This window comes from Modestobacter sp. SYSU DS0657 (assembly GCF_054050925.1).
Genome location: NZ_JBJHAG010000010.1, coordinates 40565 through 64298, shown reverse-complemented (window position 1 = coordinate 64298; position 23734 = coordinate 40565). Strand labels below are relative to the sequence as shown.

The following is a 23734-nucleotide window of genomic DNA, read 5'->3' as shown; positions in this document are numbered from 1 at the left end:
CGGCACACTCTGCGGGTGATCGACGAGAGGACCCCCGCGTGAGCTACCGACCGTTCCGAGGCGCACGGTGGCTGATCCCGCTCCTGTTCGCCGTCTTCGGCGTCGTCGCGGTGGGGCTGATCATCGCCACCGCGCAGGGCCAGGGGCCGCCGCTGCTCTTCCTGCTGCTGTGGCTGGGCGCCCTGGGCTGGAACGCCTGGTGGTTCCTGGTCCGGACCTGCGTGGAGCTGGAGGTCACCGGCGCCCAGCTGCACTGGGCGACACCGCTGCGCGCAGGCGCCGTCCCCCTGCTGGACGTCGCGCGCATCCGGCGCAGCCGGCTCTCCGACACGCTCGCCGTGATCGAGCTCCGGACGGGGCGGCCGCTGATGGTGCCGGTCCGGTACGGCTTCGCCGCCGTCGAGCGCGAGATCGTCGCCGGCTCACCCGGGGTGGAGGTAGAGGAGTCCTAGCGCCGCTCAGGCGAACCGGTCGGGCCGGAACGCGGCCAGCAGCGGGCTCGGCTCCCCATCGGTGATCTCGCCGGCGAGCAGCTCGCCCGCGATCAGTGCGAGCGTCGCGCCGCTGTGCGTGAACGCGACGTGCAGCCCGGCCACCCCGGGCACCGCACCGAGCACGGGATGGCCGTCGCCGGGGATCGGCTTGCGGCCCACGCCGATCGCCTCCGCGGTCAACGCGGGGTGGCCGGCGAGCAGCCGGGACGCCTCGGTGAGCAGGCCCTGGACGGTGGAGTCGCGGACCTCGAAGCTGCCGTCGTCCCGCCGGACCACCTCCTCCTCCGACCAGGCGGCGTCCATCACCAGCGACCCGCCGGGCGCGGGGCGGAGGGCCACCCGCGGGGTGTTGAGCACGGCGCGGAGGGCGTGGCCGACCGGCGGGGTGCGCACCAGCAGGGCGTTCGAGGTCGCGTCCGGGACCACCACACCCAGCTCGGCGAGCGCCGCGGGCACCTCCGCCCCGGTGGCGAGCAGGACCGCGTCGGCCGGGACGACGTCGCCGGCGCCGGTGCGCACGCCGGTGACGCGGCCGCCCTCGACCACGGCCTGGCAGCGGCCGGCGGAGGTGCGCACCCGTCCCCCGGCGGCGACCAGCTCGCGGGCCAGGTGGGCGATGAGCGAGGGCAGGTCGACCCAGCCCTCGCCGGGGTTGAGCACGACGCCGTCGTCGGGCAGCGCGGCGACGTCCAGACCCGGGGTGCGGTCGGTGACCTCGTCCGGCGTCAGCCACTCGCCCGGGTAGCCGATCTCCCGGTGGTGCGCGTAGGACTCCCGGACGCCGTCGCCCCAGCGGATGCCACCGTCGAAGCGCACCCACGGGACATCGAGAGCGCGGTAGCGCGCCAGCCCGGCCATCCGCAACCGGTGGTACTCGGCGGGGAACGCGCCGGCGGAGTTCAGCCAGGACAGCGACCGCCCCGACGCACCGCCGGCCAGCTCGCCGTCCGTCACCAGCGTGACCCGGGCACCCCGGTCGGCCAGGTGCGCCGCGGCCGACACCCCCAGCGCTCCCCCACCGACGACGACCACCTGCATCTGCGGACCCATGTGGCCAGGCTCCCATCCACGCCCGGCATGTCCGGCGGGTGTGGTTGGTTGCTCTCACCACCTGCCAGGCGCGGCGGGCCACCCGGGGACGAGGAGCAGCGTGACGACGACGACGGCGACGGCGGGGGTCGGCTTCCGCTCCGAGCGGGGGCCGGTGCTGATCGGCGTCATGCTCGCGACGGCGCTGGTGGCGATCGACTCGACGATCATCGCCACCGCCGTCCCCTCGATCGTGGACGACGTCGGCGGCTTCGCCGAGTTCCCCTGGCTGTTCTCCATCTACCTGCTGGCCCAGGCAGTCACCGTGCCGGTCTACGGCAAGCTGGCCGACCTGTTCGGCCGCAAGCCGGTGATGCTGGTCGGCATCGGGCTGTTCCTGCTCGGCTCGGTGCTCTGCGGGTTCGCCTGGAGCATGGGCTCGCTGATCGCCTTCCGTGCCCTGCAGGGGCTGGGGGCCGGGGCGGTCCAGCCGATGGCGATGACGATCGTCGGCGACCTGTACTCGCTGGCCGAGCGGGCGAGGGTGCAGGGCTACATCGCCAGCGTGTGGGCGATCAGCTCGGTGGTCGGCCCGACGCTGGGCGGGGTCTTCTCCGAGTACGTCAGCTGGCGGTGGATCTTCTTCGTCAACGTCCCGTTCTGCCTGCTCGCGGCGGTGATGATCGGGCGCCGGCTCACCGAGACGGTCACCCGCAGCCGGCCGCGGATCGACTACGCCGGGGCGGGCGTGCTCACCGTGGGCCTCACCCTGCTGGTGCTCGGGCTGCTGGAGGGCGGGCAGGCGTGGGCCTGGGCGTCGCCGCAGAGCATCGCCGTCCTCGCCGCCGGCGTCGTCCTGCTCGCCGTGTTCGTGCTCATCGAGCGCCGAGCCGCCGACCCCGTCGTCCCGCTGGCGCTGTTCCGGCACCGACTGATCCTGACCACGAGCCTGGTGTCCGCCGCCGTCGGCGCGGTGCTGCTCGGGCTGACCACCTACGTGCCCACCTACGTGCAGGAGGCGCTGGGCACCGGCCCGCTGGTGGCCGGGTTCGCGCTCGCCGCGCTGACCATCGGGTGGCCGATCTCCGCTTCCCAGTCCGGGCGGCTGTACCTGCGGATCGGCATCCGGGCCACCGCGCTGCTCGGGTCGGTCGTCGTGGTCGCCGGCGCCGCCCTGCTGCTGCTCCTGGACGCCTCCTCCAGCGTCGTCCAGGTGGGCGCGACGTGCTTCGTGATCGGGCTGGGCATGGGGCTCACCGCGGCGCCGACGCTGATCGCGGCGCAGTCGGCGGTCGGCTGGCAGCAGCGCGGCGTGGTCACCGGCACCAACATGTTCTTCCGCTCCATGGGCAGCGCGCTCGGCGTCGCCGCCTTCGGCGCCGTGGTGAACGGGACGCTGGGCTCGGCGTCGCTGGAGTCGGCGGCCGTCGGCGCGGAGGCGCTCACCGGCGCGGTGCACTCCGTGTTCATCGCGACGGCGGGCGTGGCGGTGCTGCTGCTGATCGCCGTCGCGCTCATGCCCCGGGAGGAGCGCTCCACCGAGCCCACCCCGGCCGAGCCGGCGCCGGCGGGGCCCACCGCCGCCGCGTGACGGTCAGGCCGGCGCGCTGCTGAGCCCGGCCACCCCGAGGGTGCGGATCAGGTCGAACCGGGACGCGTCCTCGGTGCCCGGCTCGGCGGTGTAGGTGACGATGCGCAGGTCCGTGCAGTTCGCGGTGAGGATGTCGCAGTCGAGCGTCACCGGCCCCACGGCCGGGTGGGCGAAGGTCTTGCTCTTCGACCGGTGCTCCACGACCGTGCCCTCGGCCCACATCCGCGCGAACCGGTCGTTGCCGTGCAGCTCGGCCAGCAGCGCCCGCACCGACACGTCGTCGGGGTACCGAATCGCCGCAGTGCGCAGGTCGGAGACGAGGGCGCGCTCGTGCCGTTCCTCCTCGGCGGGGGCCCACACGACTTGCGGGGTCCGGCCGGCGAACTGCGCGGCGATCAGGTTCTCCCCCGGCTGGACGCGACCGAGCAACGCCTCCGCGGCGGCGTTGAGCGTGAGCAGCGTCCAGTGCGCGGTCCAGACGCTGACGGCGACGTCCGGCAGGCGGGCGATCAGCCGCTGCACGCTGCCGGGGATGTGCGTCGGCACGGCGCTCGCGGCCGGCGCGGGCAGGCCGGCGGCGAGGTACAGCTGGTCGCGCTCGCAGTCGCCGACCTGCAGTACCCGGGCGAGCGAGCCGACGACCTGCGCCGAGGGCCGCTCGGCCCGGCCCTGCTCCAGCCGGACGAGGTAGTCGACCGACAGGCCGGCCAGCAGGGCGACCTCCTCCCGGCGGAGGCCCGCGGTGCGGCGCTGCCCGGCCGGGAAGCCGACGGCGGCCGGTTGCAGGCGCTCCCGCCACGCGCGCAGCAGCGTGGCCAGTTCCCCGCGGTCGGTCATGCACCCATGATCGACCCCGCGGCGGCGAGATGGGTGGTACTGCCGTTCCCACGGTCGAACGTGACCATCCGGCGTGGCCCGGACGGGGGCACCGTCGGTCGCATGACGACGACAGTGATCACCGGCGGGAACAAGAGCCTGGGCTACGAGACGGCCCGGCGGCTGAAGGAGCACGGGCACCGGGTGGTGATCGGCGCCCGCGACCCGGAACGCGGGCGCCGAGCGGCCGAGGAGCTCGGCGTGGACTGGGTGCAGCTGGACGTGACCTCCGACGAGTCGGTGGCGGCCGCGGCGGCCGCGGTGCGGGAGCGCTTCGGCGGGCTGGACGTGCTGGTCAACAACGCGGGCATCCCGGGGCCGATCGGCGCGGTGGAGGACTACACCGGACCGGATCTGCTGGCGGTGCTCGACACGAACACGGTGGGTACCGTCCGGACCACGCACGCGTTCCTGCCGCTGCTGCGGGAGTCGGCGGCGCCGGTGATCGTGAACGTGTCCAGCGGGCTGGGCTCGTTCGCCGCGCGGTCCGACGAGTCCAGGATCGAACACTCGGTGCCCTCGGTCGGGTACTCGGCGAGCAAGGCGGCGGTCAACATGCTCACCGCCGTGTACGCCCAGTTCCTCCCGGAGCTGCGGATCAACACCGTGGACCCGGGCTACACGGCCACCGACTTCAACGGCCACGCCGGCCCGCAGACCGTCACCGAGGGCACCGACGCGATCGTCGCGATGGCGACGATCGGGGCCGACGGCCCGACCGGCACCTTCACCGACCGGCACGGCGCCGTCGGCTGGTGACCAGCCCGGCCGCGGCGCCCCTCGCGGGCGCCACGGCCGGGCCGCTCGTCAGTGCGGCCGGGTGGTCTCGGTGTCGACCTGGATCAGCCGCGGGGTCTGCGTCGGCTCGGCGAGCAGCGCGCGCAGGTGCTCGCCGTCGGCGGCCTGGACGCCGGCCACGCCGTAGCCCTCGGCGATCTTGGTGAAGTCCATGCCGGGGATGGTGGTGCCGGGGGCGTCGGGGGTGCCGAGCACGTCGGCGAACCACTGCAGCGCGCCGTAGGTGCCGTTGCGGAGCAACACGAAGGTGACCGGCAGCTGGTGCTGCGCCGCGGTCCAGAGCGCGGTGATGCCGTAGTTGGCCGAGCCGTCGCCGATGACGCCGACGACGGGCCGGTCGGCGTCGGCGAGGGCGACGCCGACGGCGGCGGGCAGGCCGAAGCCGAGCCCGCCGGAGGCCGGCCAGAACCAGGAGGCGCCGCGACGCAGGTCGATCTGCCGCCACCAGGCGCTGCTGGTCGAGGTCGACTCGACGACGTAGCGGGTGTCGGCGGGCTGGGTGTCGCGGAGCGCGGCGAACACCTGCTCGGGGTGCAGCACGTCGTCGGACTTCGGCTGCGCCGGCTCGGCGGGGGGCGTGTACTCGCGGGTCTGCTCGGGCGGCTCGGGCAGCGCCTTGAGCAGCGCGCGGATCACCGCGCCGGGGTCGGTGACCAGGGCGCGGCCCATCGGTGCGCGGGAGGCGGCCTCGGCGTCGTCGGTGACCTGCACCAGGCGGGTGCCCGCGGGCAGCAGGTCGCCGGGGACGTGCTGGTGGTAGCGGAACACCGGAGCGCCGAGCACGAGCACGAGGTCGTGGCCGGCGAACGCCTCCGAGATGGGCGCGATGCCGGCGGGCAGGACGCCGCGGAAGAGCGGGTGCCGGTTCGGGAAGGGCATCCGGAAGGTGCTGGGCGCGGCCCAGGTGTCGGCGCCCATCCGCTCGGCGAGCGCGGTGGCCTCGTCGAAGAGGCCGTCGGTGTCGAGGTCGCCGCCGAGGACGAGCGCGGGGTTGCGGGCAGCCTGCACCTCGGCGACCAGCCGGTCGAGCTGGGCGGGGTCGGGGTACGCGGAGCGCTCGACGTCGCGGTCGAGCACCGCGGCGGCGTTCGGGTCGGCCTCGACGGTCCAGTCGTCGTACGGGATGGAGAGGTAGCTGGGCCGGCGGCGCAGCTGGGCCTCGAAGACGGCCTGGGCCAGCGAGCGCGGAACGTCGGCGGCGGTGGCGGGCTCGGCGGCCCAGCCGACCAGCGGCCGCATCAGCTGCGCGGCGTCGACGTTGGAGAGCATCGCCTCCAGGCCGATGGCCGAGCGCACCTGCTGACCGGCGGTGAGCACCAGCGGCGTCCGGGAGTAGACGGCGTTGGTGAGGGCGCCCATGGCGTTGCCGGAGCCGGAGGCGGCGTGCAGGTTGACCAGCGCGGGGCGGCCGGTGGCCTGGGCGTAGCCGTCGGCCATGCTGATGACGGCGCCCTCGTGCAGGCCGAGCACGTAGCGGAACTCGCCGGGCAGCTCGGCGAGGAACGGCAGCTCGTTGGAGCCCGGGTTGCCGAAGATCGTCGTCAGGCCCTGCCGGCGCAGGAACTCGTGGGCCACGGTGCGGATCAGCACTGATCCCCCTCGCTGGTCGGTGTGGTCGCGCTCACGGTAGGCGCTGACCCTGACAGCGATCCAATAGATGCGTCGCGGATGGCTGGATAGACACTGTCGATGTGGCGGACTTCGACCTGAACCTCGTGCGGGTGTTCGTGCTGCTGTACGAGACGCGCAGCGTGACGGCGACGGCCGAGGCGGTGCACGTGACCCAGCCGACGGTGAGCTACAGCCTCGGGAAGCTGCGCCGGCGGTTCGACGACGAGCTGTTCCGGCGCGGGCGGGGCGGGCTGGAGCCGACGGTGGTGGCCGACCGGCTGTACGAGCCGCTGCGGCAGGCGCTGGCCGGGATTTCGGCGGCGGTGGACCCGTCGTCGGCGTTCGACCCGGCGTTCTCCCAGGCCCGCTTCACCATCGCGTTGTCCGACCTGGGCGAGGCTGCGCTGCTGCCCCGGCTGGTGGGTCCGCTGCGGGCGGAGGCGCCGGGGGTGTCACTGACGGTGCGGCCACTGGACCTGGCGGCGTCGCCGGCGGAGCTCGCGCGGGGGCAGCTGGACGCGTTCGTGGCGACGCCCATCCTGTCGTCCCCGCAGCTGCGGCGGATCCCGCTGTTCGCGGAGGGCTACCTGGCGATGGTGGGCTCGGCGCACCCTCGGCTGGCCGGCAGCGCCGTCACCGTCGAGGAGCTGCGGGCGGAGCGGCACGTGCTGGTCGACAGCGCGACCGGGCACGTGGGGCCGAAGCTGGCGCTGGAGACGCTGGACCTGCTCGACCACGTCGCCCTGCAGGTGTCGAAGTTCTCCGTGCTGCCCTACCTGGTGGCGGAGTCGGACCTGGTGGCGATCGTGCCGTCGTACGTGGGGCGGGCGTTCACCGACCATCACCCGGTGCGGCTGCTCTCGCTGCCGATCCCGCTGGAACCGCTGGAGATCGCGCTGTACGCCCGGCCCGAGGCGTCCCGGACGCCGGCGCAGCGCTGGCTGGTCGACGTCCTGCACCGCCACCTCGCCGCGCCGACGCCTCCCGCTGCCGTCAGGCCGTCTGGAAGGACCGCCGGGAGAGGCCGACGCCGTAGCCGTCCAGGCGGGTGACCACCGGTGCGGTGGGGTCGGTGGCCGCGCCGAGGGTGACGAACAGCGGGGTGAAGTGCTCCACGGTCGGATGGGCGTAGGGCATGCCGGGTGCCGCGGTGCGGAAGCGGGCGAGCTCGTCGACCGCGCCGCGGGCCAGCGCGTCGGCGGCCCACGCGTCGAAGTCCGCCGACCACCCGGGCACCCGGTTCTCCACGAGCATCTCCCGGGTCAGGAAGGGCAGGCCGTGGGTCATGTGGCCCGAGCCGACGACCAGCACGCCCTGCTCGCGCAGTGGTCGCAGCCGGGCGCCCAGCGACAGCAGCTCGTCAGGGTCCTCGGTGGGCAGCGACAGCTGCAGCACCGGGACGTCGGCGGTCGGGTACATGATCTTCAGCGGCACCCAGGCGCCGTGGTCCAGCCCGCGTCGGGTGTGCTGGTGCACCTGCGTGGTGTCCGGCGTCAGCCCGACCACTTGCCGCGCGAGCTCGCCGGCGTCGGGAGTGTCGTAGCGGAACCCGTGGTACATCGGGTCGAAGCCGCCGAAGTCGTAGACCAGCTCGTCGGGCCGGTCGGCGCTGACCGACAGCGGCGCGGACTCCCAGTGGGCGGACACCACCAGGATCGCTCGCGGCTTGGGCAGGGCACGAGCCCAGTCGTGCAGCGGGTCGAGCCACGCGGGGCTCTGGAAGGGCATGGGCCCGCCGCCGTGGGACAGGTAGAAGCTGGGCAGCGGCCCGTCCTCCGGCGTCCAGGGCCGGTGCGGCGACTCCACCTCCAGCGCGGCGACCCGGCGCAGGTGGGCGGCGAACGGGTGCGCGGCCGGGATGCGCGCGTCGGCGGTCGCGGTCGTGCTGAGCGTGGTCATGAGACTCCTCGGTGGTCGTGACGCGAAGGCGGAAGTGCCCGAAGGCGACCGGGACGGTCGGAGCGGGCCGGGCAGCCTCTCGCGAGCTGCCCGGCCCACCGGAGCACTGCGTCAGGCGCCCGCGGGCTGCGCCACCCGCCGGCGGTCGGCGATCAGGTGGTCGATGCTGTAGCGCCCCGCGCCGATGACGGCGAGCAGGAGGGACACAGCGCCGAGCACCAGGACGAACTCGTAGCCGCCCGCGTCGACGAAAAGGCCGGACCCGGCGTGGGCGAACGCGAACGCACCCACCATGTCGACCAGGAGCAGCAGCCCGACGACCGGCACGGCCAGTCCGACGACGAGGGCGGCGCCGCCGACGAGCTCGACGATCGCGGCCAGCCATGCAGCGGCGGTCGCGGCGGGCACGCCGATCTCCGCAAAGAAGGCGGCGGTGCCGTCGATGCCGTTGGTGAACAGCTTCTGCCAGCCGTGGGCGAAGAACACCACGCCCACGGCGACGCGGGTCAGCAGAAGGGCGACGTCTCGGGCGGGGGCGGGGAAGGTCATGAGGTTCCTGTCGGTGCGAGGGCGGTCGGGGTGCAGGTGTCGGCCGGGTACCCGGGCCGGCGCGGAGGCCGGCCGCGAGGCGTGCCAAGGGCATTGGTTGTCGTTACAAGTGAGAGCATGCCCGAGGGAACTTGTTTCTACAACCATGCGGGTTGAGGATGGTGCCATGGAGACCCCCTGGCTCGACCGGCGTGAGATGCGCGCGTGGGTACGCCTCATCGGCGTACTCGAGCTGCTGCCCGGTGCGCTGGATGCGCAGCTGCGCCGGGACTCCGACCTCACGCACTTCGAGTACTACGTGCTGGCAGTGCTCTCCGAGGCACGCGACCGGAGCCTGCGGATGACCGAGCTGGCCCGGCACACCAACGCCACCCTCCCCCGGCTCTCGCACGTGGTCAGCCGGCTGGAGACCCGCCGCCTGGTCGAGCGCGCCCCCTGCCCGGAGGACCGGCGGGCGACCAACGCCCGGCTCACCGGCCCGGGCTGGGCGAAGGTGCAGGAGGCAGCCCCCGGCCACGCGGCCACCGTCCGGCACCACGTCATCGACGCCCTCGACGTGGAGCAGATCGACCAGCTCGCCGCAATCGGCGACGCCGTCCTCGCCCGGCTGGACCCGTCCGGTTCGATGGCCGCCATCTACACCCGGTACGACGAGTCCGACGGGTCCCCGCCGTCGGAGGGGACTACCGAGGGTTGACGACGGCGTCCGACCGGGGCGACCAGCCGGGGCTCACCGGCCGCCTCGGGACCGTCCACTCACCCGCCGGCGGCAGACCGGCTCAGCAGGGGGGACCGACGTGCACACCGACGTCCGGGCGCAGCGGGGCTGCGTCCGGACGCGGGTGACGAGCAGGTCAGAGCAGGGGTCCGATGAGGATCTCGGTGCCGTCGGGGCGCCAGGTGCGCCATCGGCCATCGGGTTGTCGCTGGACCCGGAACCCGTGGTGGACCTTGGTGTGGTGACGTTCACACAGCAGGGCTGAGTTGTTCAACGACGTCTCACCACCGTGCAGCCAGTGGATGAGGTGGTGGACGTCGCACCACCAGGTCGGCGCACCGCACCCGGTGAACACGCACCCCTTGTCCCGCCGCTCCACCGCCTTGCGCAGTCCCGGGGTGACCACCCGGTGGTCCCGACCCAGGTCCAGTGGAGTGCCGTCGGGGCCCATCACGATCCGGGAGATGCTGCCGTCGCACGCCAGCCACCGCGCCCGGGCGGCGGAGATGCTGGCCCCGAATCCGGTCTGCGCGGCGCCGGGGCCGGTGGCCGGGTCGACCGCAGCGTCCAGGTCCAGTTGCAGCACCACGTGCGGCTTCACCGTCCGCAGCGTCGGCAGGTTGCCCGAGGCCAGCTGGTTGTCACACACCTGCACGAACGCATCAGCCTGCTGCTGGGACCGGTTCCGGGTGTCCCCCTTCGGCCGGTCGGCCTGCACGTGGGACTCGATCGCGGCCTGCACCTTCTCCCCACCCACGGCATCCAGCTCGAACCGACCCGTGACGCTGCCGTCGGCGTGCTTGACGATGGTGAACCGCCGACCCTCCGTCGGGTCCGGCTCCGGCCCGTCAGGATCCAGGGCGTCCTCGAACAGCTGCACCGCAACCTTCAACGACTCATGTGGCGCACCGGCGGCGATCACCGCCCAGGTCCGGTCGAACTCCGCGAGGTCGATGCCCTGCTCGTGGGCCTTCGCCACCTCACCAGGGCCGACCCTCTCCGCCAGCACGTTCACCTGCGCCGCAGTCACCACACCGGCCGCGAACCCCTCGGCCAGCACGGGGAAGTGCTCCAGCGCCCGCCCAGACCGCACGATCCGCGACGCCTCGACCGGCGCCAGCCGCACGTGCCCGATCAACCACGACCGCATGCTCTTCAGCCCGTCGCGCTCCGCCGCCTGGGTGGCCTCCGCGTGCCGCACCGTGCGGGTCAGCTCCGCAGCCACCCGGTTCGCCACGGCCACCAGCAACCCCGTCCGGTCCAGCACCTCACCATCGGTCAAACCGTGCAGGCCCTCGGCCGCGAGGGCATCCAGCGCCGACGTCAACTCGCTCACCGAGCACCTCCCGTCGATTCGAACGTGTGTACGAAGAATGCCGGTCCGAGCGGCCGCCGACAGCACGAATTCGCAGGTCAGAAGCCTGTCCACAGATCAGTCGGAGGCCTTGACAGGCGGCCGGTCGCCCCCGGGCGATCGCCCGATGTCGAGAACACGCAGCCGGTTCCGTCCCCGGGGTGTCCGCGGCCACGATGGGCCGCAGCACACCGAGGAGGACCACGATGGCCAAGTACCTGCTGCTCAAGCACTACCGGAGCACGTCGAAGTCGCTCGACTGCGCGCCGATGGACCAGTGGACGCCGGACGAGGTCTCGGCCCACGTCCAGTACATGAGCGACTTCGCGACGAAGCTGACCGAGACCGGCGAGTTCGTCGACGGCCAGGCGCTCGCGCCCGAGGGCCTGTGGGTGCGGTACGACGGCGAGGGCCGCCCGCCGGTCACCGACGGCCCGTTCGCCGAGACCAAGGACCTCATCGCCGGCTGGATGGTGATCGACGTCGACACCCAGGAGCGGGCCGTCGAGCTGGCCGGCGAGCTGTCGGCGGCCCCCGGCCCGGGCGGCGAGCCGATCCGCGAGTGGCTGGAGCTGCGGCCGTTCCTGGGTGCGCCGCCCACCGTCACCGAGTGACGTGGACGACGTCCTGCTCCGGGGTCTGATCCCGGGGGTGATCGGCGTCCTCGTCCGCCGCGGGGCCGACTTCGCGGCGGCCGAGGACGCCGTCCAGGACGCGCTGGTCGAGGCGGTGCGCAGCTGGCCGGCCGACCCGCCGCGGGATCCGCAGGCCTGGCTGGTGACCGTGGCCTGGCGCCGGTTCCTCGACGCGACCCGGTCGGCGGCGGCCCGCCGCCGGCGCGAGGAGCTTGTCGACGAGGAGCCGGCGCCCGGGCCGGTGCCGTCGGCCGACGACACGCTGCACCTGTACTTCCTGTGCGCGCACCCGTCGCTGACGCCGTCGTCGGCGGTGGCGCTGACCCTGCGCGCGGTGGGCGGGCTGACCACCCGCCAGATCGCCGCCGCGTACCTGGTGCCGGAGGCGACGATGGCCCAGCGGATCAGCCGGGCCAAGCGCGCCGTCGCCGGCGTCCGGTTCGACGTGTCCGGCGACGTCGCCACCGTGCTGCGGGTGCTGTACCTGGTGTTCAACGAGGGCTACTCGGGGGACGTCGACCTGGCGGCGGAGGCGATCCGGCTGACCCGGCAGCTCGCGGCGGTGGTCGACCACCCGGAGGTGGCCGGGCTGCTCGCGCTGATGCTGCTGCACCACGCTCGGCGGGCGGCCCGCACCGCGGACGACGGGAGCCTGGTGCCGCTAGCTCAGCAGGACCGGCGGCTCTGGGACACCGCGCTGATCGCGGAGGGAGTCGACGTGCTGCAGGCAGCGCTGGCCCGGGACCGACTGGGCGAGTTCCAGGCGCAGGCGGCGATCGCGGCGCTGCACGCCGACGCCCGGACCACCGAGGAGACGGACTGGGTGCAGATCGTCGAGTGGTACGACGAGCTGGCGAAGCTGACGGACAGCCCTGTGGTGCGGCTCAACCGCGCGGTGGCGGTCGGTGAGGCGGACGGCGCGCGTGCGGGTCTGGCGGCGCTGGCGTCGGTGGACGCCTCGGTGCCCCGCTACACGGCGGTCGAGGCTCACCTGCACGAGAAGGACGGCGACCTGCCGACGGCGGCGCGGCTGTACGCCAAGGCCGCGGCGAAGGCACCCAACGCCGCCGAACGCGACCACCTCACCCGGCAGGCGGCCCGCCTCAACTCCCGATGACTTCTGCGCCGACCCGGAGTCCGTACCGGGAGACGACCGACCCGGAGGAGATCCCGTGCCCACCATCCTGCCCATGGTGCTCACCGCCGACCCGGAACGGCTGCGGGACTTCTACGTCGCCGCGCTGGGTGCGCAGGTGGTCGAGCGGACCCCGCCGGAGGACGACGGCGATCCGCCCTTCTTCCTCAGCCTGCGCATCGGTGACTCGACGCTCGGACTCATCCGGGAGGCCGAGCCGCCCGCCGGCAACCGGGTGCTGCTGGGGATCGACGTCCCGGACGTCGACGCCCTGCTGGACGCCGTGCGCTCGCACGGTGGCTCCGTGACCGGTGGGCCGACGAACATGGCCTGGGGCATGCGGGTGGCGCACGTGCTCGACCCGGACGGCAACCCGGTCAACCTGCAGTGCCCGACGAGCAGCTGAGACGGTGCCCTGGCCGACCGCCGAGGGCTGGCTGGGCAGGCTGGGGTGAGCAGCCAGGGGCTGGCCAACAGGCGATCAACGCTGGAGGCGGGGGTCGAAGAAGTCGCGCAGCGCGTCCCCGAGCAGGTTGAGGGCGAAGACCGCGATCGACAGGACGATGCCGGGCGCGAGGATCAGCCAGGGCGCGAGCTCCACGTACCGCGCTCCGCTGGCCAGCATGCCGCCCCAGGTTCTCGACGATGCCTCACGTCGGTTGGGCCGCAGTCCCAATGACGTGGTCGAGCTAGCTACCCGGTCGCCTCAGTCGGCGCAGTTGCTGGCCGAGGCCCTGTTCGCTGCGGCCCGCACGGTCAATGAGCAGAAGATCCGGGCTCTCGCCCGGGCGTTGGCGAACGGGCTACGCGACGATGTGGCGCGGCCAGACGAGGAGCAGCTCGTCGTAGCAGCCCTCGGCGAAGTTGAGGCCCCGCACATCAAGGTCCTCACTCACCTGGGACCCGAGCGGGCACGCACTCGTACCCAGGCGACCGGTCTCCGGAGCCGAATCACAACTACTCGCGGACGGCGTCCGATGTCGCTGGCTGAGGAGAGCCGGCTCAGCCGGGCATCGGTTCGAGCCGTGCTGTCAGTCCTCGAGCGGGCCGGAATGGCTGTCGCTGATGACGGTTCGGAGACCATCCGGATCGATAGATTGATCATCGAGATGCAGGAGGAGGTGAACAAGATCACCGACCTCCTGCTCAATCCACCCAGGAACGGGAAAATTCCTAGCAACAAGAAGCCGCATCAGTTAAAGCGGCCCGGCTCGCCGGCAACTGCAGGTTGGGTGATCACGCCTTTCGGACAACTCTGCTTGGACTATCTCGAGGACGTCGACGTCACCATCGCGGCGAGCGATGCGCTCGAGGAAGTAGAGGACCAGACGCCCGCTCACGACTAGCTCGAGCGCTGCGTCCAGCTCTGCCGAATCAGCGCCTCGCCGGGCAGTGCCCGGTAGCCCATCGTCGTGCGGTACCTACCAGTAGACACGACCTGTACGGGATGCTCTCGGGTGCAGCACATGCCGCCGGGCCGGACTCCAGAAATGCTGGAGCCCGGCCCGCATCTCGCTCAGGCGCGCTCGATGGGGATCCAGATCTCGCACGTCGCCGTGCTGAAGTCCGGGGCGTGGTCGAGCACCGAGACGACTGAGGGGCCGGGGCGGAGCCGCCACGGGTTGGAGGGGAACCACTCTGTTGCGGACGCCGCATACGCCTCTTGCAGAGCCGCCGGGTGCGGACCAGAGGTTCGGAAGACCACCCACGTGCCCGCGTCGACGTCGATCGTGTCGAGGTCCTCGGGAACCTGAGCCTCGGCGCGGACCGCCACGCCGTGCAGATAGGTCAGTTCACTTCCCTCGGTGTAGTCGGGGTCGACATCGGCACTGACTTGGAGCAGCCCCGAAGGGTCGGTGTTGCTGAGCTGTTTGAGACGCTCGTGCTCGGAGGCGGGCAGCGACTCGATGTGCCGCTGGATGTGCGGGTTGACGCCCTCGTAAATCAGCGGCACCCGAACGGCGTGGCCGATCAGACGGAAGGTGGGGCGTTCGACGATTCGGGCATCCATGGGAGTGCTCCCTTCGACGGTCAGGCGAAACCTGAGTAGCGGTTGACTGCGAAGGGGGCCACCGTTGCGACGGACATCGCCGTGGCTCACGCCGTGCACGGAACGGAACGCCCGCCCGAAGGCTTCGGTCGAACCGTATCCGTAGCGCACGGCGATCGTGAGCAGATCCTCGTCCCCGACGACATCAGTCGCAGCAACGGTCATCCGCCGCCGCCGCACGTAGTCGGACACCGGCATCCCGGCCAGCGACGAGAACATGCGACGGGCGTGGTGGCCCGTCGTTCCCATCGTTCCGGCGAGTTCGTCGATGTCGAGGTCGTCACCGAGGTGCTGCTCGATCTCATCGACGAGGCGGTTGAGGATCCCAATCACGGTCGCTCCCTTCACCGTCCACCCTCGTCGACGCGAGATCCCCACCGCCCGACTTCTCCGGTTCGATTCTGCCGGGTCAGCCCCACGACTTCGTGCTGGACCGAGGGCAGCAGCCTCTCCCAATCCCCCGCGAAGGAACGTCCCGTAAGCCGAACCCCTACCGGGAATGGGCAAGTCAAGTCGTCAGCCACGAGAGGCCGTCTCGTATGACCCGCCCGCGGACATGCCCGGTGACGGGGCGGATTCCGGGACAGCTCAGCCACCGAATTGCACGGATAGCGGCGCCGCTGCTGACGGCCGCGCAACTCGCCGCTCCCCCGTCCAGCGTCAGGCGCCGCGCCGAGTTCAGCCCTTCCAAGAGGCTTCCAGTTCCCACTGGCGCCGAGCGAGGCTCACGTGCACTCCTCACGCAGCTGGAGATTCCAAGATCACGAAGCGACACACCTCATGCCTTGCGGCTTGAACACCCCGCAGAGGGCCGCGATCGGCGCACCCACGCAGCCGAGGTCCTATCCCGAGGTGGTGCTCGGCCGCCGCAGCCACCGCGGTCGCGTGGTCACCACGCCAAGACCTTCTTGACGTCACGGCCGCCGGGCCGCGCGATCGCTGCGAACGCCTCGGTCTCCCCGACGACTCGACGGGCTCCAGGCGATCCGCGGTCCTGGTCGACTTCGATGACGCGCTCCATACTGCCCCCGGGCGGAGACTGACGGGCCCCTGGCCGTGATGACTCGGCGACCCGCGCGGGCAAGTGATCGGCAACCAAGGTCCCGGTGTCACCCTCGTCCACCGGCCGAGCTATCTGCGGCGGCCACCGACGTCTCGTCGCCGCCGACTCGTCACAACGATTTCAAATGGACCCTTGATGCATGAGGTGTGTCGGGTCGTGGTCTTCTCCGGTTCGGCAGTCGAGATGGCCTGCGCAGAGCGTTCAGGCGAGGACGGGCGTGCGTCGCCGATCGGGTCGACGGTGCGGAGGTCTGCTCAAGGGGTGACGTGGCGCGGCACGCGGCGGCGAGCTCGCAAGGATGTGCGTTGGACGCTCGCCCAGGCGTTAGCGGCACCAGTTCCTCAGGCGGCAGCAAGGCCCCGTCGGCGGCCACCCGTGCGCACCTCGTCGAGCACGACCCGTCGATGCCTGCGCTACGACCGGCGACGGGCTCGGTTCGCTGTGACCGCGTGACACTGCGCGGGGCCGTCGCCGACTGGACGAAGACCGGAGACGCCTCGCAGCAAGGTCGGAGGACGAGCGACCCCGACGGACGGGACCCTCGGCGAACCGGGGCCCGGGCCGCCGGAGAACTGGAGGAAAACAGGAACTTCGCCGGGCACTGTCACCAACCGGCCGGAAATGGCGCCTTCTCCAGGTGGGCGTGCGGCGCCGAACGCCGGCGCACGAGGCCACAGGACGAGGAGGGGCCAGATGAGCGACGCGCAGCGACCTCAGGAGCCGGTCTCCAGCGACCCGCTGCTGCTCACACCGGAAGAGGCCGCCACGGTGCTCCGCCTCGGGCGCACGACGATCTACGCGCTGATGAAGGCTGGCGACCTGCACCCCGTCCACATCGGCCGGAGTTGCCGCCTCTCCCGCAGCGAGCTCGAACGATACGTTCGCGGCCTGGAAGCTCCCCGCACCGCTCCTCGTGCGCTGCGCCGGACCCGGACCACCACGGACCAGCGCGGACTCTTCGAACTCGGCCCGACGTCGCCTGATGCCGCGTGAGTCCACAACCGCTCCGCCGGTGTCGGACCGCTCGGCCAGACTGACACTCCGGCCCACGACCCAGGGGTGACCAATGGCGGGACGCGCCTCGAACGGCGAGTCGACGATCTACAAGGGCGCCGACGGCCGCTGGCACGGCTACGTATCCGTCGGCTTCACGCTCGACGGCAAGCTCGACCGCCGGCACGTCAGCAGCAAGAGCCGCGGCGTCGTGGTCGCCAAGGTCCGAGAGCTCGAGCGCAAGCGCGACTCCGGGACGGTCGGCGAGACGTCGACCCCGACCGTCGCCTGGTGGCTCGAGCACTGGCTGACGACCATTGCCCCGCGCCGGGTGCGTCAGCGGACGCTGGAGAGCTACGGGTCGGCCGTCCGCAAGCACCTGATCCCCGGCATCGGCCGGCACCGCCTCGACCGGCTGCGGCCGGAGCACCTCGACCAGCTCTACACCGCCCTGCTGGACGACGGCTACTCCCCCGCCTCGGTGCTCCGGCACCACCGCATCCTGTCCCGGGCCCTCACGGTCGCGGTCCAACGCGGCCACGTCCCGCGCAACGTCGCCGCGCTCGTCGACCCGCCGGCCCAGCGCGCCAGCGACGTCGCCACCGCCCTCGACCTCGGCGAGGCCCGTGCCGTGCTGCACGCCGCGGCCGGCGTCCGCAACTCCGCCCGCTGGACCGTCGCGCTCGCTCTCGGCCTCCGCCAGTCGGAGGCGCTGGCGTTGCAGTGGAAGGACATCGACCCGCTGGCCGGCACCCTCACCGTGCGGCGCAGCATCCACCGGGTCCGGGGCGGCGGGCTGATCTACGAGGAGCCCAAGACCCGCCGCAGCCAGCGCACGTTGGCGCTGCCGCTGCCGCTGGTCGCCGCACTGCAGGAGCACAAGGCCGCCCAGCTCGGCGAGCGGATGCTGGCCGGCTCCGAGTGGCACGACGAGGACCTGGTCTTCGCCCAGCCCAACGGCCGGCCGATCGACAAGAAGACCGACTACGACGACTGGACCCGCCTGCTCCACAAGGCCGGCGTCCGCCACGTCCGGCTGCACGACGGTCGGCACACCGCGGCCACCCTGCTGCTGAGCGAGAACGTCCACCCGCGGGTTGTCATGGAGCTGCTCGGCCACAGCCAGATGCGCACCACGATGGACATCTACAGCCACGTCATGCCGGCACTGGCACGCGAAGCCGCCGACCGGATGGGCACCCTGCTGCTGCCAGGTAAGGGTGGGCAAACTGCAACCACAACTGCAACCAGAGACGACTCAGGCCGTCCTCCAGAAGGAGAACGGCCTGGTCATCGGGGTGGAGCTGAGGGGACTCGAACCCCTGACCCCCACACTGCCAGTGTGGTGCGCTACCAGCTGCGCCACAGCCCCTTGCCGACCCGGTCTGGTGTGTCCGAGCCGTGGAGAACACTACATCAGGGTGAACGGCGCCCGGCGGAGGGGTCCCCGCCGGGCACCGTGTCGTCAGCCCTCTGCGCCGAAGCGCTGGTCGAGCGCCAGGTTGAGCTCCAGCACCCGCACGTGCGGCGCCCCGATGAAGCCGAGGTCCCGCCCGTCGGTGTGCTCGTGCACCAGCGCCCGGACGTCGTCCACCGGCATCCCACGCGCCTCGGCGACGCGGGCCACCTGCAGAGCCGCGTACTCCGGCGAGATGTCCGGGTCGAGCCCCGAGCCGGACGCCGTCACCGCGTCGGCCGGCACCTCGTCGACAGCGACCCCGTTGAAGGCGGCCACGTCAGCCCGCCGCTCCCCCACCGCAGCGACCAGCTCCTCGGAGTTCGGCCCCAGGTTCGACCCGCCCGATGCCGCGCCGTCGTAGTCCGACGCCGACGGCCGGGTCTGGAAGTACTCCGGCAGCGGGTCGCCGTCCTCGTCGGTGAACGACTGGCCGATCAGCGACGAACCCACCACCGTGCCGTCGGACGACGAGACCAGCGACCCGTCGGCGCGGGCCGGCGCGATCAGCTGGGCCACGCCCGTCATCAGCAACGGGTAGGCCAGCCCGAGCGCCACGGTGGCCACGAGCAGGGCACGGACGGCGGCCACCAGCTGGCGGCCCGAACGCAGAGCGGACATCACGCGATCCCGGGGATGAGAAAGACGAGCAGGTCGATGAGCTTGATCCCGACGAAGGGCAGCACCACGCCGCCGACGCCGTAGAGCAGCAGGTTGCGGCGCAACATCGCCGACGCGGACGCCGGCCGGTACTTCACGCCGCGCAGCGCCAGCGGCACCAGCGCCACGATGATCAGCGCGTTGAACACGACCGCCGAGAGGATCGCCGACTCCGGCGACGCCAGCCGCATCACGTTGAGCGCGTCCAGCCCCGGGAACACCCCGGCGAACATCGCCGGCAGGATCGCGAAGTACTTCGCCAGGTCGTTGGCGATGGAAAAGGTGGTCAGCGACCCCCGGGTGATCAGCAGCTGCTTGCCGATCTCCACGATCTCGATCAGCTTCGTCGGGTCGGAGTCCAGCGTCGACCATGTTGCCGGCCTCCTTGGCCGCGGTCGTCCCGGTGTTCATCGCCACCCCGACGTCGGCCTGCGCCAGCGCCGGGGCGTCGTTCGTCCCGTCCCCGGTCATCGCCACCAGCCGGCCACCGGACGGCTCCCGCTGGATCAGCGCCAGCTTGTCCTCCGGCGTCGCCTCGGCCAGCACGTCGTCGATCCCGGCCTCCGTGGCGATCGCCCGGGCGGTCCGCTCGTTGTCGCCGGTGATCATCACCGTGCGGATCCCCATCCGGCGCAGCTCGGCGAACCGCTCGGACATCCCCGCCTTGACGACGTCCTTCAGGTGGATGACGCCAGCACCCGGGCGCCGTCGGCCGGGGCCGACGCCAGCAGCAGCGGCGTCCCGCCGGCGGCGGAGATGCCGTCGACGACGTCCCCGACCTCCGGCGGCACCGGGCCGTCCTGCGCCCGCACCCACGCCAGCACCGCGCCCGCGGCGCCCTTGCGCGGTTGCCGGCCATCGGGCAGGTCGACCCCGCTCATCCGGGTCTGCGCGGTGAACGGCACGAACACCGCACCGGGCAGGTCGCCGCGCCCGCGCAGGCCGTAGCGTTCCTTCGCCAGGACGACGATGCTGCGGCCCTCCGGCGTCTCGTCCGCCAGCGAGGCCAGCTGCGCCGCGTCGGCGACCTCGTCGTCCGAACAGCCGCCGACGGCGACGAACTCCGACGCCTGCCGGTTGCCGAGGGTGATGGTGCCGGTCTTGTCCAGCAGCAGGGTGTTCACGTCGCCGGCCGCCTCGACCGCGCGGCCGCTCATCGCCAGCACGTTGCGCTGCACGAGGCGGTCCATCCCGGCGATGCCGATCGCCGACAGCAGCGCCCCGATCGTGGTCGGGATCAGGCAGACCACCAGCGCGATCAGCGTGGTCAGCGACTGCTCTGCTCCCGAGTAGAGCGCCAGGGGCTGCAGCGTCACCACCACGATCAGGAACACCACGGTCAGCGAGCTGAGCAGGATGTTCAGCGCGATCTCGTTCGGCGTCCGCTGCCGGGAGGCGACCTCGACCAGGGCGATCATCCGGTCGACGAAGGTGTCCCCCGGCTTGCTGGTGATCTCCACGACGATCCGGTCGGACAGCACCGTCGTCCCGCCGGTCACCGCCGACCGGTCACCGCCGGACTCGCGTCCCGGACCCGCAGCATCCGCCGGTTGGAGTCCTCGCTCGCCCGGCTCACGCACGCGATCAAGGCACCGCCTGGCTGTTCGACGGCAGCTTCCGCGGCCACCTGGGCAGCCCGCCGTCGCGCCGCCAGGCCAGGCATCAGCCGGCCGTGCCGCCGCGCTCGCGCCGTTCCCGGGCCGCGCCGGCCAGTTCCTCGAGCAGGGTCTCCGTGGTGGCCAGGTCCACGCAGGCATCCGTGACGCTCTTGCCGTGCTCGAGCGCGTCGGGACGCCGCTGGTCGAGGTCCTGCCGCCCCGCGACGAGGTTGCTCTCCACCATCACCCCGCGGATCGCCGTCTCCCCGCCCGCGATCTGGCCGGCCAGGTCGCGCACGACCTCGATCTGGCGCAGGTGGTCCTTCTGGCTGTTGCCGTGCGAGGCGTCGACCACGAGCACCTCCGGCAGCCCGCGCGCACGGAGCCGCTCGCGGGTGCGGGCGATGTGGGCGGCGGAGTAGTTCGGGCCGTCCTTGTCACCGCGCAGGATCACGTGCCCGGTCTCGTTGCCCGTGGTCGACAGCTGGGCGGAGATGCCGTGGCGGTCGACGCCCAGGAACTCGTGCGGCGCCCGGGCGGCGATGACAGCGGAGATGGCGGCGTCGATGCTCCCCTCCGGGGAGTTCTTGAACCCGACGACGGCGGAGAACCCGGACACCCGCTCGCGGGCGGTCTGGTCGGTGACGTTGCGCGCGCCCACGCCGTTGTAGGTCACCAGGCCGTCGACGTACTGGGGGGTGAGGGCGTTCAGCGGCTCGGCCGCCACCGGAACCCCCGTGGCGGTGATGCGGGCCATGAGCATCCGGGTGGCCACGAGCCCGACGCTGATCCGGTTGGAGCCGTCGAGGTACGGGTCGTAGGCGAAGCCCTTCCAGTCCACCTCCGTCCTCGGCTTCTCCGTGTACGTGCGCATCACGATCTCCAGGTCGGCCCCGAAGCGGGCCCGCATCCGGCGGAGGAAGTCGGCGTACTCCAGCGTGGCGACGGGGTCGTGGATCGAGCACGGTCCCGCGATGACCGCCAGGCGCCCGCTCCGGCCGCTCACGATCTCGGTCATGGCCGCGCGCCCGGCCCGCGTGGTGGTGGTGGCCGACTCCGGGAGCGGCACCACCGAGGCGACGGCCTCCGGGGTGACGACGATGCTCAGGCCGGCGATCCGGGTGTTCACCAGGCCGGACAGGTCGACGGCGTCGGAGTCCGGCAGCCCGAGCTGTTCGCGGACACCGGGGAGCAGTTCGGCGTGCATCGCGTCGATCCGCCGGTTGACCTGTCGCTGCACGTCCAGCAGGTGGTCGGCGATCCGTGCCGCGACCTCGAGCAACCGGTCGGCCGGGGTGTCCTCGTGCTGGGCCATCGGGGCGTACTCCTCCTGGACGGTCGGCTCAGCGGAGGGCCGGCACGCCCACCCGGCGGAGGTGCAGTCCGCCCACCGCTCCGCCAGGGAACCATCTCCCCGCTCCACCCGGACCCGCCGCATCCACCGGCCAGAGCGGTAAACGGATCAGAGATAGCGCGCGACTCTCCATTTGTAGTAAGTTTGCTACATGCCGCCGCGCAAACGCTCCGACGAGCCCCAGCTGTACAACCGGCTCACCGTGCTGCGCACGGAGCGCGGGATGTCCCGCCAGGAGCTGGCCGACGCGGTCGGCGTGCACTACCAGACCATCGGCTACCTCGAGCGCGGCGAGTACAGCCCCAGCGCCACCCTCGCGCTGCGGCTGGCCGCGGTCTTCGGCCTCCCGATGGAGGCGGTCTTCTCCCTCACCCCGTTCCGCACCCTGTCCGAGCAGGTCTACGGCACCAAGGAGTCCTGATGAGCGCCCCCACCCGCACCCAGCGTCGCGCCGCCCGCCTCGACGACCCGCAGTTCGAGTCACTCCGCACCCCGCGCACGCGCCGCCGGCTGGTCGCCGCCCTCAGCGGGCTGCTGGTCGCGGAGGCCGGCCTCGTCCTCATCGCCGAACGCGCTCCGGTGGTCTTCGTCGTTGGCATGGCGGTCGTGGTGATCGCCTTCGTCCTGCTCCTCGGCGCCCTCAAGGCCAGCACCCGTGGGGTGGAGGAACTCCCGGCCGAGGCGCTGGACGAGCGGCAGTGGCAGCTGCGCGGTGAGGCCTACGCCCGCGCCTACTGGATCGGCTTCGGCCTGCTGACCGCCGAGCTGTTCGTCGCCGCCGTCTGGCTGTTCGCGGACTGGCCGGCACCGGGCGACAACGTGCTCATGGGCGCCCTGCTGCTGCCCTTCCACGTCGCCCTCGTGCTGCCGACGCTCGTCACCGCCGCCACCCGCGACCTCTGAGCCCTGCCCGGCTGTGCTTTCGGCGCCGAAAGCGCAGGCGGAAGGCTCGCTTTCGGCGCGGAAAGCGAGTTCTCAGAGGTCGACGCCGCGGGCGGCCAGCCACTTGACCGGGTCGACCCGCTTGCCCTCCAGCCCGCCGGAGTGCACTTCGAAGTGCAGGTGCGGCCCGGTCGACTGGCCGCGGTTGCCCAGCAGCGCGATCTGGTCACCGGCCTCGACGACGTCGCCGGCGCGCACCTGGATCTTCTCCATGTGGCCGTACACGGTCACATCGCCGCTCTCGCCGAGGATGTACACGGCCAGCCCGTAGCCGCTGGCCGCACCGGCCCGCAGCACGACGCCGTCCTCCACCGAGTACTCCGGGGTGAGCATCGGGGCGGCGAGGTCCACGCCCCAGTGCGTCGTGCCCCAGCGCGAACCGAAGCCGCTGGTCAACCGGTAGGTGTCCAGCGGGGCGACGACCTTGGGGCGGGCGGCCTCCGCAGCCGCCGCGGCCGCCTCCTCCTCGCGGGCCCGGCGCTCTGCGCGGGCGGCGGCCACCTCGGCCAGCCGCTCGCGGGCCTCGGCCTCGCTGATCGACGACTGCGGCATCAGCGCCGCCTCCTCGTCGATGAGCGAGGAGTCGGCGGCCAGCAGCGCGGCCACCTCGACCGGCTGGGCCTCCGCCGTCGGCAGCGCGTGGCTGCCCAGGAAGGCGACCAGGCCACCGATCGCCAACGCCGCCAGCAGCGCGGCGGGCCGCCGGCTCCGCACCGCGTCGGGGCGGACGGCGAGACGCTCGGCGGTGTCGGGCGAGACCTCGGCGACGACCTCGGCGACGGTCCGTCGGGTTCCCTCGACGACGCTGCCGACGTGCCTCGAAGTCATGCGCGCTGCCCCTCCGTTCGACGGCGACGCGGGAAGCGCCGGATCGGTACGGCAGTCATCCAAACATCGAGTTGCAGCTTTGTAATTTGTCCGACGGCGTG

At 72.5% G+C, this 23734-nt stretch carries 25 protein-coding genes, 1 tRNA gene and 2 pseudogenes; 13 read left to right on the top strand and 15 right to left on the bottom strand.

Going from position 1 to position 23734, the window contains the following annotated elements:
• Positions 1-38: 38 nt before the first annotated feature.
• On the top strand, positions 39-452 hold the full coding sequence (locus ACI79A_RS08645) for a hypothetical protein (RefSeq protein ID WP_457082029.1): 414 nt from the start codon (positions 39-41) through the stop codon (positions 450-452).
• A gap of 6 nt (positions 453-458) precedes the next feature.
• Here the strand turns inward: ACI79A_RS08645 and ACI79A_RS08640 are convergent, their stop codons facing one another.
• Positions 459-1544 carry an NAD(P)/FAD-dependent oxidoreductase gene (locus tag ACI79A_RS08640; RefSeq protein WP_457082027.1) on the bottom strand — a complete coding sequence of 362 codons (1086 nt, stop codon included), beginning with the start codon at positions 1542-1544 and terminating at the stop codon, positions 459-461.
• 100 nt (positions 1545-1644) lie between these two features.
• Between ACI79A_RS08640 and ACI79A_RS08635 the strand changes: the two genes are divergently transcribed.
• Positions 1645-3114 (top strand): MDR family MFS transporter, encoded by a 1470-nt coding sequence (locus ACI79A_RS08635; RefSeq protein WP_457082025.1) that lies wholly within the window; start codon positions 1645-1647, stop codon positions 3112-3114.
• A 3-nt stretch (positions 3115-3117) separates the two neighbouring features.
• Here ACI79A_RS08635 and ACI79A_RS08630 read toward each other — a convergent pair whose 3' ends face one another.
• Positions 3118-3951 (bottom strand): helix-turn-helix transcriptional regulator, encoded by an 834-nt coding sequence (locus ACI79A_RS08630; RefSeq protein WP_457082022.1) that lies wholly within the window; start codon positions 3949-3951, stop codon positions 3118-3120.
• 102 nt (positions 3952-4053) lie between these two features.
• Between ACI79A_RS08630 and ACI79A_RS08625 the strand changes: the two genes are divergently transcribed.
• Positions 4054-4749, top strand: coding sequence for an SDR family NAD(P)-dependent oxidoreductase (locus tag ACI79A_RS08625; RefSeq protein ID WP_457082020.1), 696 nt, complete (start codon positions 4054-4056; stop codon positions 4747-4749).
• Between the two features lie 48 nt (positions 4750-4797).
• Here ACI79A_RS08625 and mdlC read toward each other — a convergent pair whose 3' ends face one another.
• Positions 4798-6378: a benzoylformate decarboxylase gene (gene mdlC, locus ACI79A_RS08620; RefSeq protein ID WP_457082018.1), complete on the bottom strand. Its 1581-nt coding sequence runs from the start codon at positions 6376-6378 to the stop codon at positions 4798-4800.
• 101 nt (positions 6379-6479) lie between these two features.
• Here mdlC and ACI79A_RS08615 point away from each other — a divergent pair, with 101 nt between their 5' ends.
• Positions 6480-7451 carry a LysR family transcriptional regulator gene (locus ACI79A_RS08615; protein ID WP_457082015.1) on the top strand — a complete coding sequence of 324 codons (972 nt, stop codon included), beginning with the start codon at positions 6480-6482 and terminating at the stop codon, positions 7449-7451.
• Here ACI79A_RS08615 and ACI79A_RS08610 read toward each other — a convergent pair.
• Positions 7393-8298, bottom strand: coding sequence for a dioxygenase family protein (locus tag ACI79A_RS08610; protein ID WP_457082013.1), 906 nt, complete (start codon positions 8296-8298; stop codon positions 7393-7395). The two genes, ACI79A_RS08615 and ACI79A_RS08610, sit on opposite strands and share 59 nt — an antisense overlap.
• A 111-nt stretch (positions 8299-8409) precedes the next feature.
• Positions 8410-8847 (bottom strand): DoxX family protein, encoded by a 438-nt coding sequence (locus ACI79A_RS08605; protein ID WP_457082010.1) that lies wholly within the window; start codon positions 8845-8847, stop codon positions 8410-8412.
• Between the two features lie 166 nt (positions 8848-9013).
• On the opposite strand from ACI79A_RS08605, the gene ACI79A_RS08600 reads away from it, so the two are divergent.
• On the top strand, positions 9014-9544 hold the full coding sequence (locus ACI79A_RS08600) for a MarR family winged helix-turn-helix transcriptional regulator (protein ID WP_457082008.1): 531 nt from the start codon (positions 9014-9016) through the stop codon (positions 9542-9544).
• 157 nt (positions 9545-9701) lie between these two features.
• On the opposite strand, the gene ACI79A_RS08595 is transcribed toward ACI79A_RS08600, so the two are convergent.
• A complete protein-coding gene (locus ACI79A_RS08595; protein WP_457082006.1) occupies positions 9702-10901 on the bottom strand; it encodes a DUF222 domain-containing protein in 1200 nt (399 codons plus the stop codon).
• A 224-nt stretch (positions 10902-11125) separates the two neighbouring features.
• Here ACI79A_RS08595 and ACI79A_RS08590 point away from each other — a divergent pair, with 224 nt between their 5' ends.
• Genes ACI79A_RS08590 through ACI79A_RS08580 form a run of 3 tightly spaced genes read left to right on the top strand, consistent with a single transcriptional unit; the run spans position 11126 to position 13095 of the window.
• Positions 11126-11533, top strand: a complete 408-nt coding sequence (locus tag ACI79A_RS08590) for a YciI family protein (RefSeq protein WP_457082004.1) — start codon at positions 11126-11128, stop codon at positions 11531-11533.
• A gap of 1 nt (position 11534) precedes the next feature.
• Complete coding sequence (locus ACI79A_RS08585; RefSeq protein WP_457082002.1) at positions 11535-12671, top strand: RNA polymerase sigma factor; 1137 nt, start codon at positions 11535-11537, stop codon at positions 12669-12671.
• 55 nt (positions 12672-12726) lie between these two features.
• Positions 12727-13095 carry a VOC family protein gene (locus tag ACI79A_RS08580; RefSeq protein WP_457082000.1) on the top strand — a complete coding sequence of 123 codons (369 nt, stop codon included), beginning with the start codon at positions 12727-12729 and terminating at the stop codon, positions 13093-13095.
• 75 nt (positions 13096-13170) lie between these two features.
• Here the strand turns inward: ACI79A_RS08580 and ACI79A_RS08575 are convergent, their stop codons facing one another.
• Positions 13171-13314: a hypothetical protein gene (locus ACI79A_RS08575; RefSeq protein WP_457081998.1), complete on the bottom strand. Its 144-nt coding sequence runs from the start codon at positions 13312-13314 to the stop codon at positions 13171-13173.
• Here ACI79A_RS08575 and ACI79A_RS08570 point away from each other — a divergent pair.
• Entirely contained in the window at positions 13313-14035 is a 723-nt protein-coding gene (locus ACI79A_RS08570) for a hypothetical protein (RefSeq protein WP_457081996.1), read from the top strand. The genes ACI79A_RS08575 and ACI79A_RS08570 overlap by 2 nt on opposite strands.
• A 170-nt stretch (positions 14036-14205) precedes the next feature.
• Here the strand turns inward: ACI79A_RS08570 and ACI79A_RS08565 are convergent, their stop codons facing one another.
• Positions 14206-15072: an AraC family transcriptional regulator gene (locus ACI79A_RS08565; RefSeq protein WP_457081994.1), complete on the bottom strand. Its 867-nt coding sequence runs from the start codon at positions 15070-15072 to the stop codon at positions 14206-14208.
• 1423 nt (positions 15073-16495) lie between these two features.
• Between ACI79A_RS08565 and ACI79A_RS08560 the strand changes: the two genes are divergently transcribed.
• On the top strand, positions 16496-16795 hold the full coding sequence (locus ACI79A_RS08560; protein WP_457081991.1) for a helix-turn-helix domain-containing protein: 300 nt from the start codon (positions 16496-16498) through the stop codon (positions 16793-16795).
• Between the two features lie 73 nt (positions 16796-16868).
• Positions 16869-17942 (top strand): annotated as a pseudogene (locus ACI79A_RS08555) (tyrosine-type recombinase/integrase); the annotation flags it as partial.
• A 152-nt stretch (positions 17943-18094) separates the two neighbouring features.
• Here the strand turns inward: ACI79A_RS08555 and ACI79A_RS08550 are convergent.
• From ACI79A_RS08550 to ACI79A_RS08525, 6 genes and pseudogenes are all read right to left on the bottom strand, one after another.
• Positions 18095-18167 (bottom strand) — tRNA-Ala (locus ACI79A_RS08550).
• 93 nt (positions 18168-18260) lie between these two features.
• Positions 18261-18872, bottom strand: coding sequence for a potassium-transporting ATPase subunit KdpC (gene kdpC / locus ACI79A_RS08545; protein WP_457082173.1), 612 nt, complete (start codon positions 18870-18872; stop codon positions 18261-18263).
• Positions 18872-19240 (bottom strand): hypothetical protein, encoded by a 369-nt coding sequence (locus ACI79A_RS08540; RefSeq protein WP_457082177.1) that lies wholly within the window; start codon positions 19238-19240, stop codon positions 18872-18874. The genes kdpC and ACI79A_RS08540 overlap by 1 nt, the downstream gene beginning before the upstream one ends.
• Before the next feature lie 127 nt (positions 19241-19367).
• A pseudogene (locus ACI79A_RS08535) lies at positions 19368-19568 on the bottom strand (HAD family hydrolase); the annotation flags it as partial.
• A gap of 20 nt (positions 19569-19588) precedes the next feature.
• A complete protein-coding gene (locus ACI79A_RS08530) occupies positions 19589-20410 on the bottom strand; it encodes a P-type ATPase (protein ID WP_457081989.1) in 822 nt (273 codons plus the stop codon).
• A gap of 163 nt (positions 20411-20573) precedes the next feature.
• Positions 20574-21824: a 3-deoxy-7-phosphoheptulonate synthase gene (locus ACI79A_RS08525; RefSeq protein WP_457081987.1), complete on the bottom strand. Its 1251-nt coding sequence runs from the start codon at positions 21822-21824 to the stop codon at positions 20574-20576.
• 190 nt (positions 21825-22014) lie between these two features.
• Here ACI79A_RS08525 and ACI79A_RS08520 point away from each other — a divergent pair, with 190 nt between their 5' ends.
• Positions 22015-22284: a helix-turn-helix transcriptional regulator gene (locus ACI79A_RS08520; protein WP_457081985.1), complete on the top strand. Its 270-nt coding sequence runs from the start codon at positions 22015-22017 to the stop codon at positions 22282-22284.
• Positions 22284-22766, top strand: a complete 483-nt coding sequence (locus ACI79A_RS08515) for a hypothetical protein (protein ID WP_457081983.1) — start codon at positions 22284-22286, stop codon at positions 22764-22766. The genes ACI79A_RS08520 and ACI79A_RS08515 overlap by 1 nt, the downstream gene beginning before the upstream one ends.
• A gap of 72 nt (positions 22767-22838) precedes the next feature.
• On the opposite strand, the gene ACI79A_RS08510 is transcribed toward ACI79A_RS08515, so the two are convergent.
• A complete protein-coding gene (locus tag ACI79A_RS08510; RefSeq protein WP_457081980.1) occupies positions 22839-23633 on the bottom strand; it encodes a M23 family metallopeptidase in 795 nt (264 codons plus the stop codon).
• Positions 23634-23734: the final 101 nt, after the last annotated feature.

Excerpts from the sequence above, each read along its gene's own strand:
- ACI79A_RS08640 (WP_457082027.1), bottom strand. The coding sequence starts at position 1,544 with ATGGGTCCGCAGATGCAGGTGGTCGTCGTCGGTGGGGGAGCGCTGGGG.
- ACI79A_RS08630 (WP_457082022.1), bottom strand. The coding sequence starts at position 3,951 with ATGACCGACCGCGGGGAACTGGCCACGCTGCTGCGCGCGTGGCGGGAG.
- ACI79A_RS08625 (WP_457082020.1), top strand. The coding sequence starts at position 4,054 with ATGACGACGACAGTGATCACCGGCGGGAACAAGAGCCTGGGCTACGAG.
- ACI79A_RS08610 (WP_457082013.1), bottom strand. The coding sequence starts at position 8,298 with ATGACCACGCTCAGCACGACCGCGACCGCCGACGCGCGCATCCCGGCC.
- ACI79A_RS08605 (WP_457082010.1), bottom strand. The coding sequence starts at position 8,847 with ATGACCTTCCCCGCCCCCGCCCGAGACGTCGCCCTTCTGCTGACCCGC.
- ACI79A_RS08600 (WP_457082008.1), top strand. The coding sequence starts at position 9,014 with ATGGAGACCCCCTGGCTCGACCGGCGTGAGATGCGCGCGTGGGTACGC.
- ACI79A_RS08590 (WP_457082004.1), top strand. The coding sequence starts at position 11,126 with ATGGCCAAGTACCTGCTGCTCAAGCACTACCGGAGCACGTCGAAGTCG.
- ACI79A_RS08570 (WP_457081996.1), top strand. The coding sequence starts at position 13,313 with ATGCCGCCCCAGGTTCTCGACGATGCCTCACGTCGGTTGGGCCGCAGT.
- ACI79A_RS08575 (WP_457081998.1), bottom strand. The coding sequence starts at position 13,314 with ATGCTGGCCAGCGGAGCGCGGTACGTGGAGCTCGCGCCCTGGCTGATC.
- ACI79A_RS08560 (WP_457081991.1), top strand. The coding sequence starts at position 16,496 with ATGAGCGACGCGCAGCGACCTCAGGAGCCGGTCTCCAGCGACCCGCTG.
- kdpC (WP_457082173.1), bottom strand. The coding sequence starts at position 18,872 with ATGTCCGCTCTGCGTTCGGGCCGCCAGCTGGTGGCCGCCGTCCGTGCC.
- ACI79A_RS08525 (WP_457081987.1), bottom strand. The coding sequence starts at position 21,824 with ATGGCCCAGCACGAGGACACCCCGGCCGACCGGTTGCTCGAGGTCGCG.
- ACI79A_RS08520 (WP_457081985.1), top strand. The coding sequence starts at position 22,015 with ATGCCGCCGCGCAAACGCTCCGACGAGCCCCAGCTGTACAACCGGCTC.
- ACI79A_RS08515 (WP_457081983.1), top strand. The coding sequence starts at position 22,284 with ATGAGCGCCCCCACCCGCACCCAGCGTCGCGCCGCCCGCCTCGACGAC.
- ACI79A_RS08510 (WP_457081980.1), bottom strand. The coding sequence starts at position 23,633 with ATGACTTCGAGGCACGTCGGCAGCGTCGTCGAGGGAACCCGACGGACC.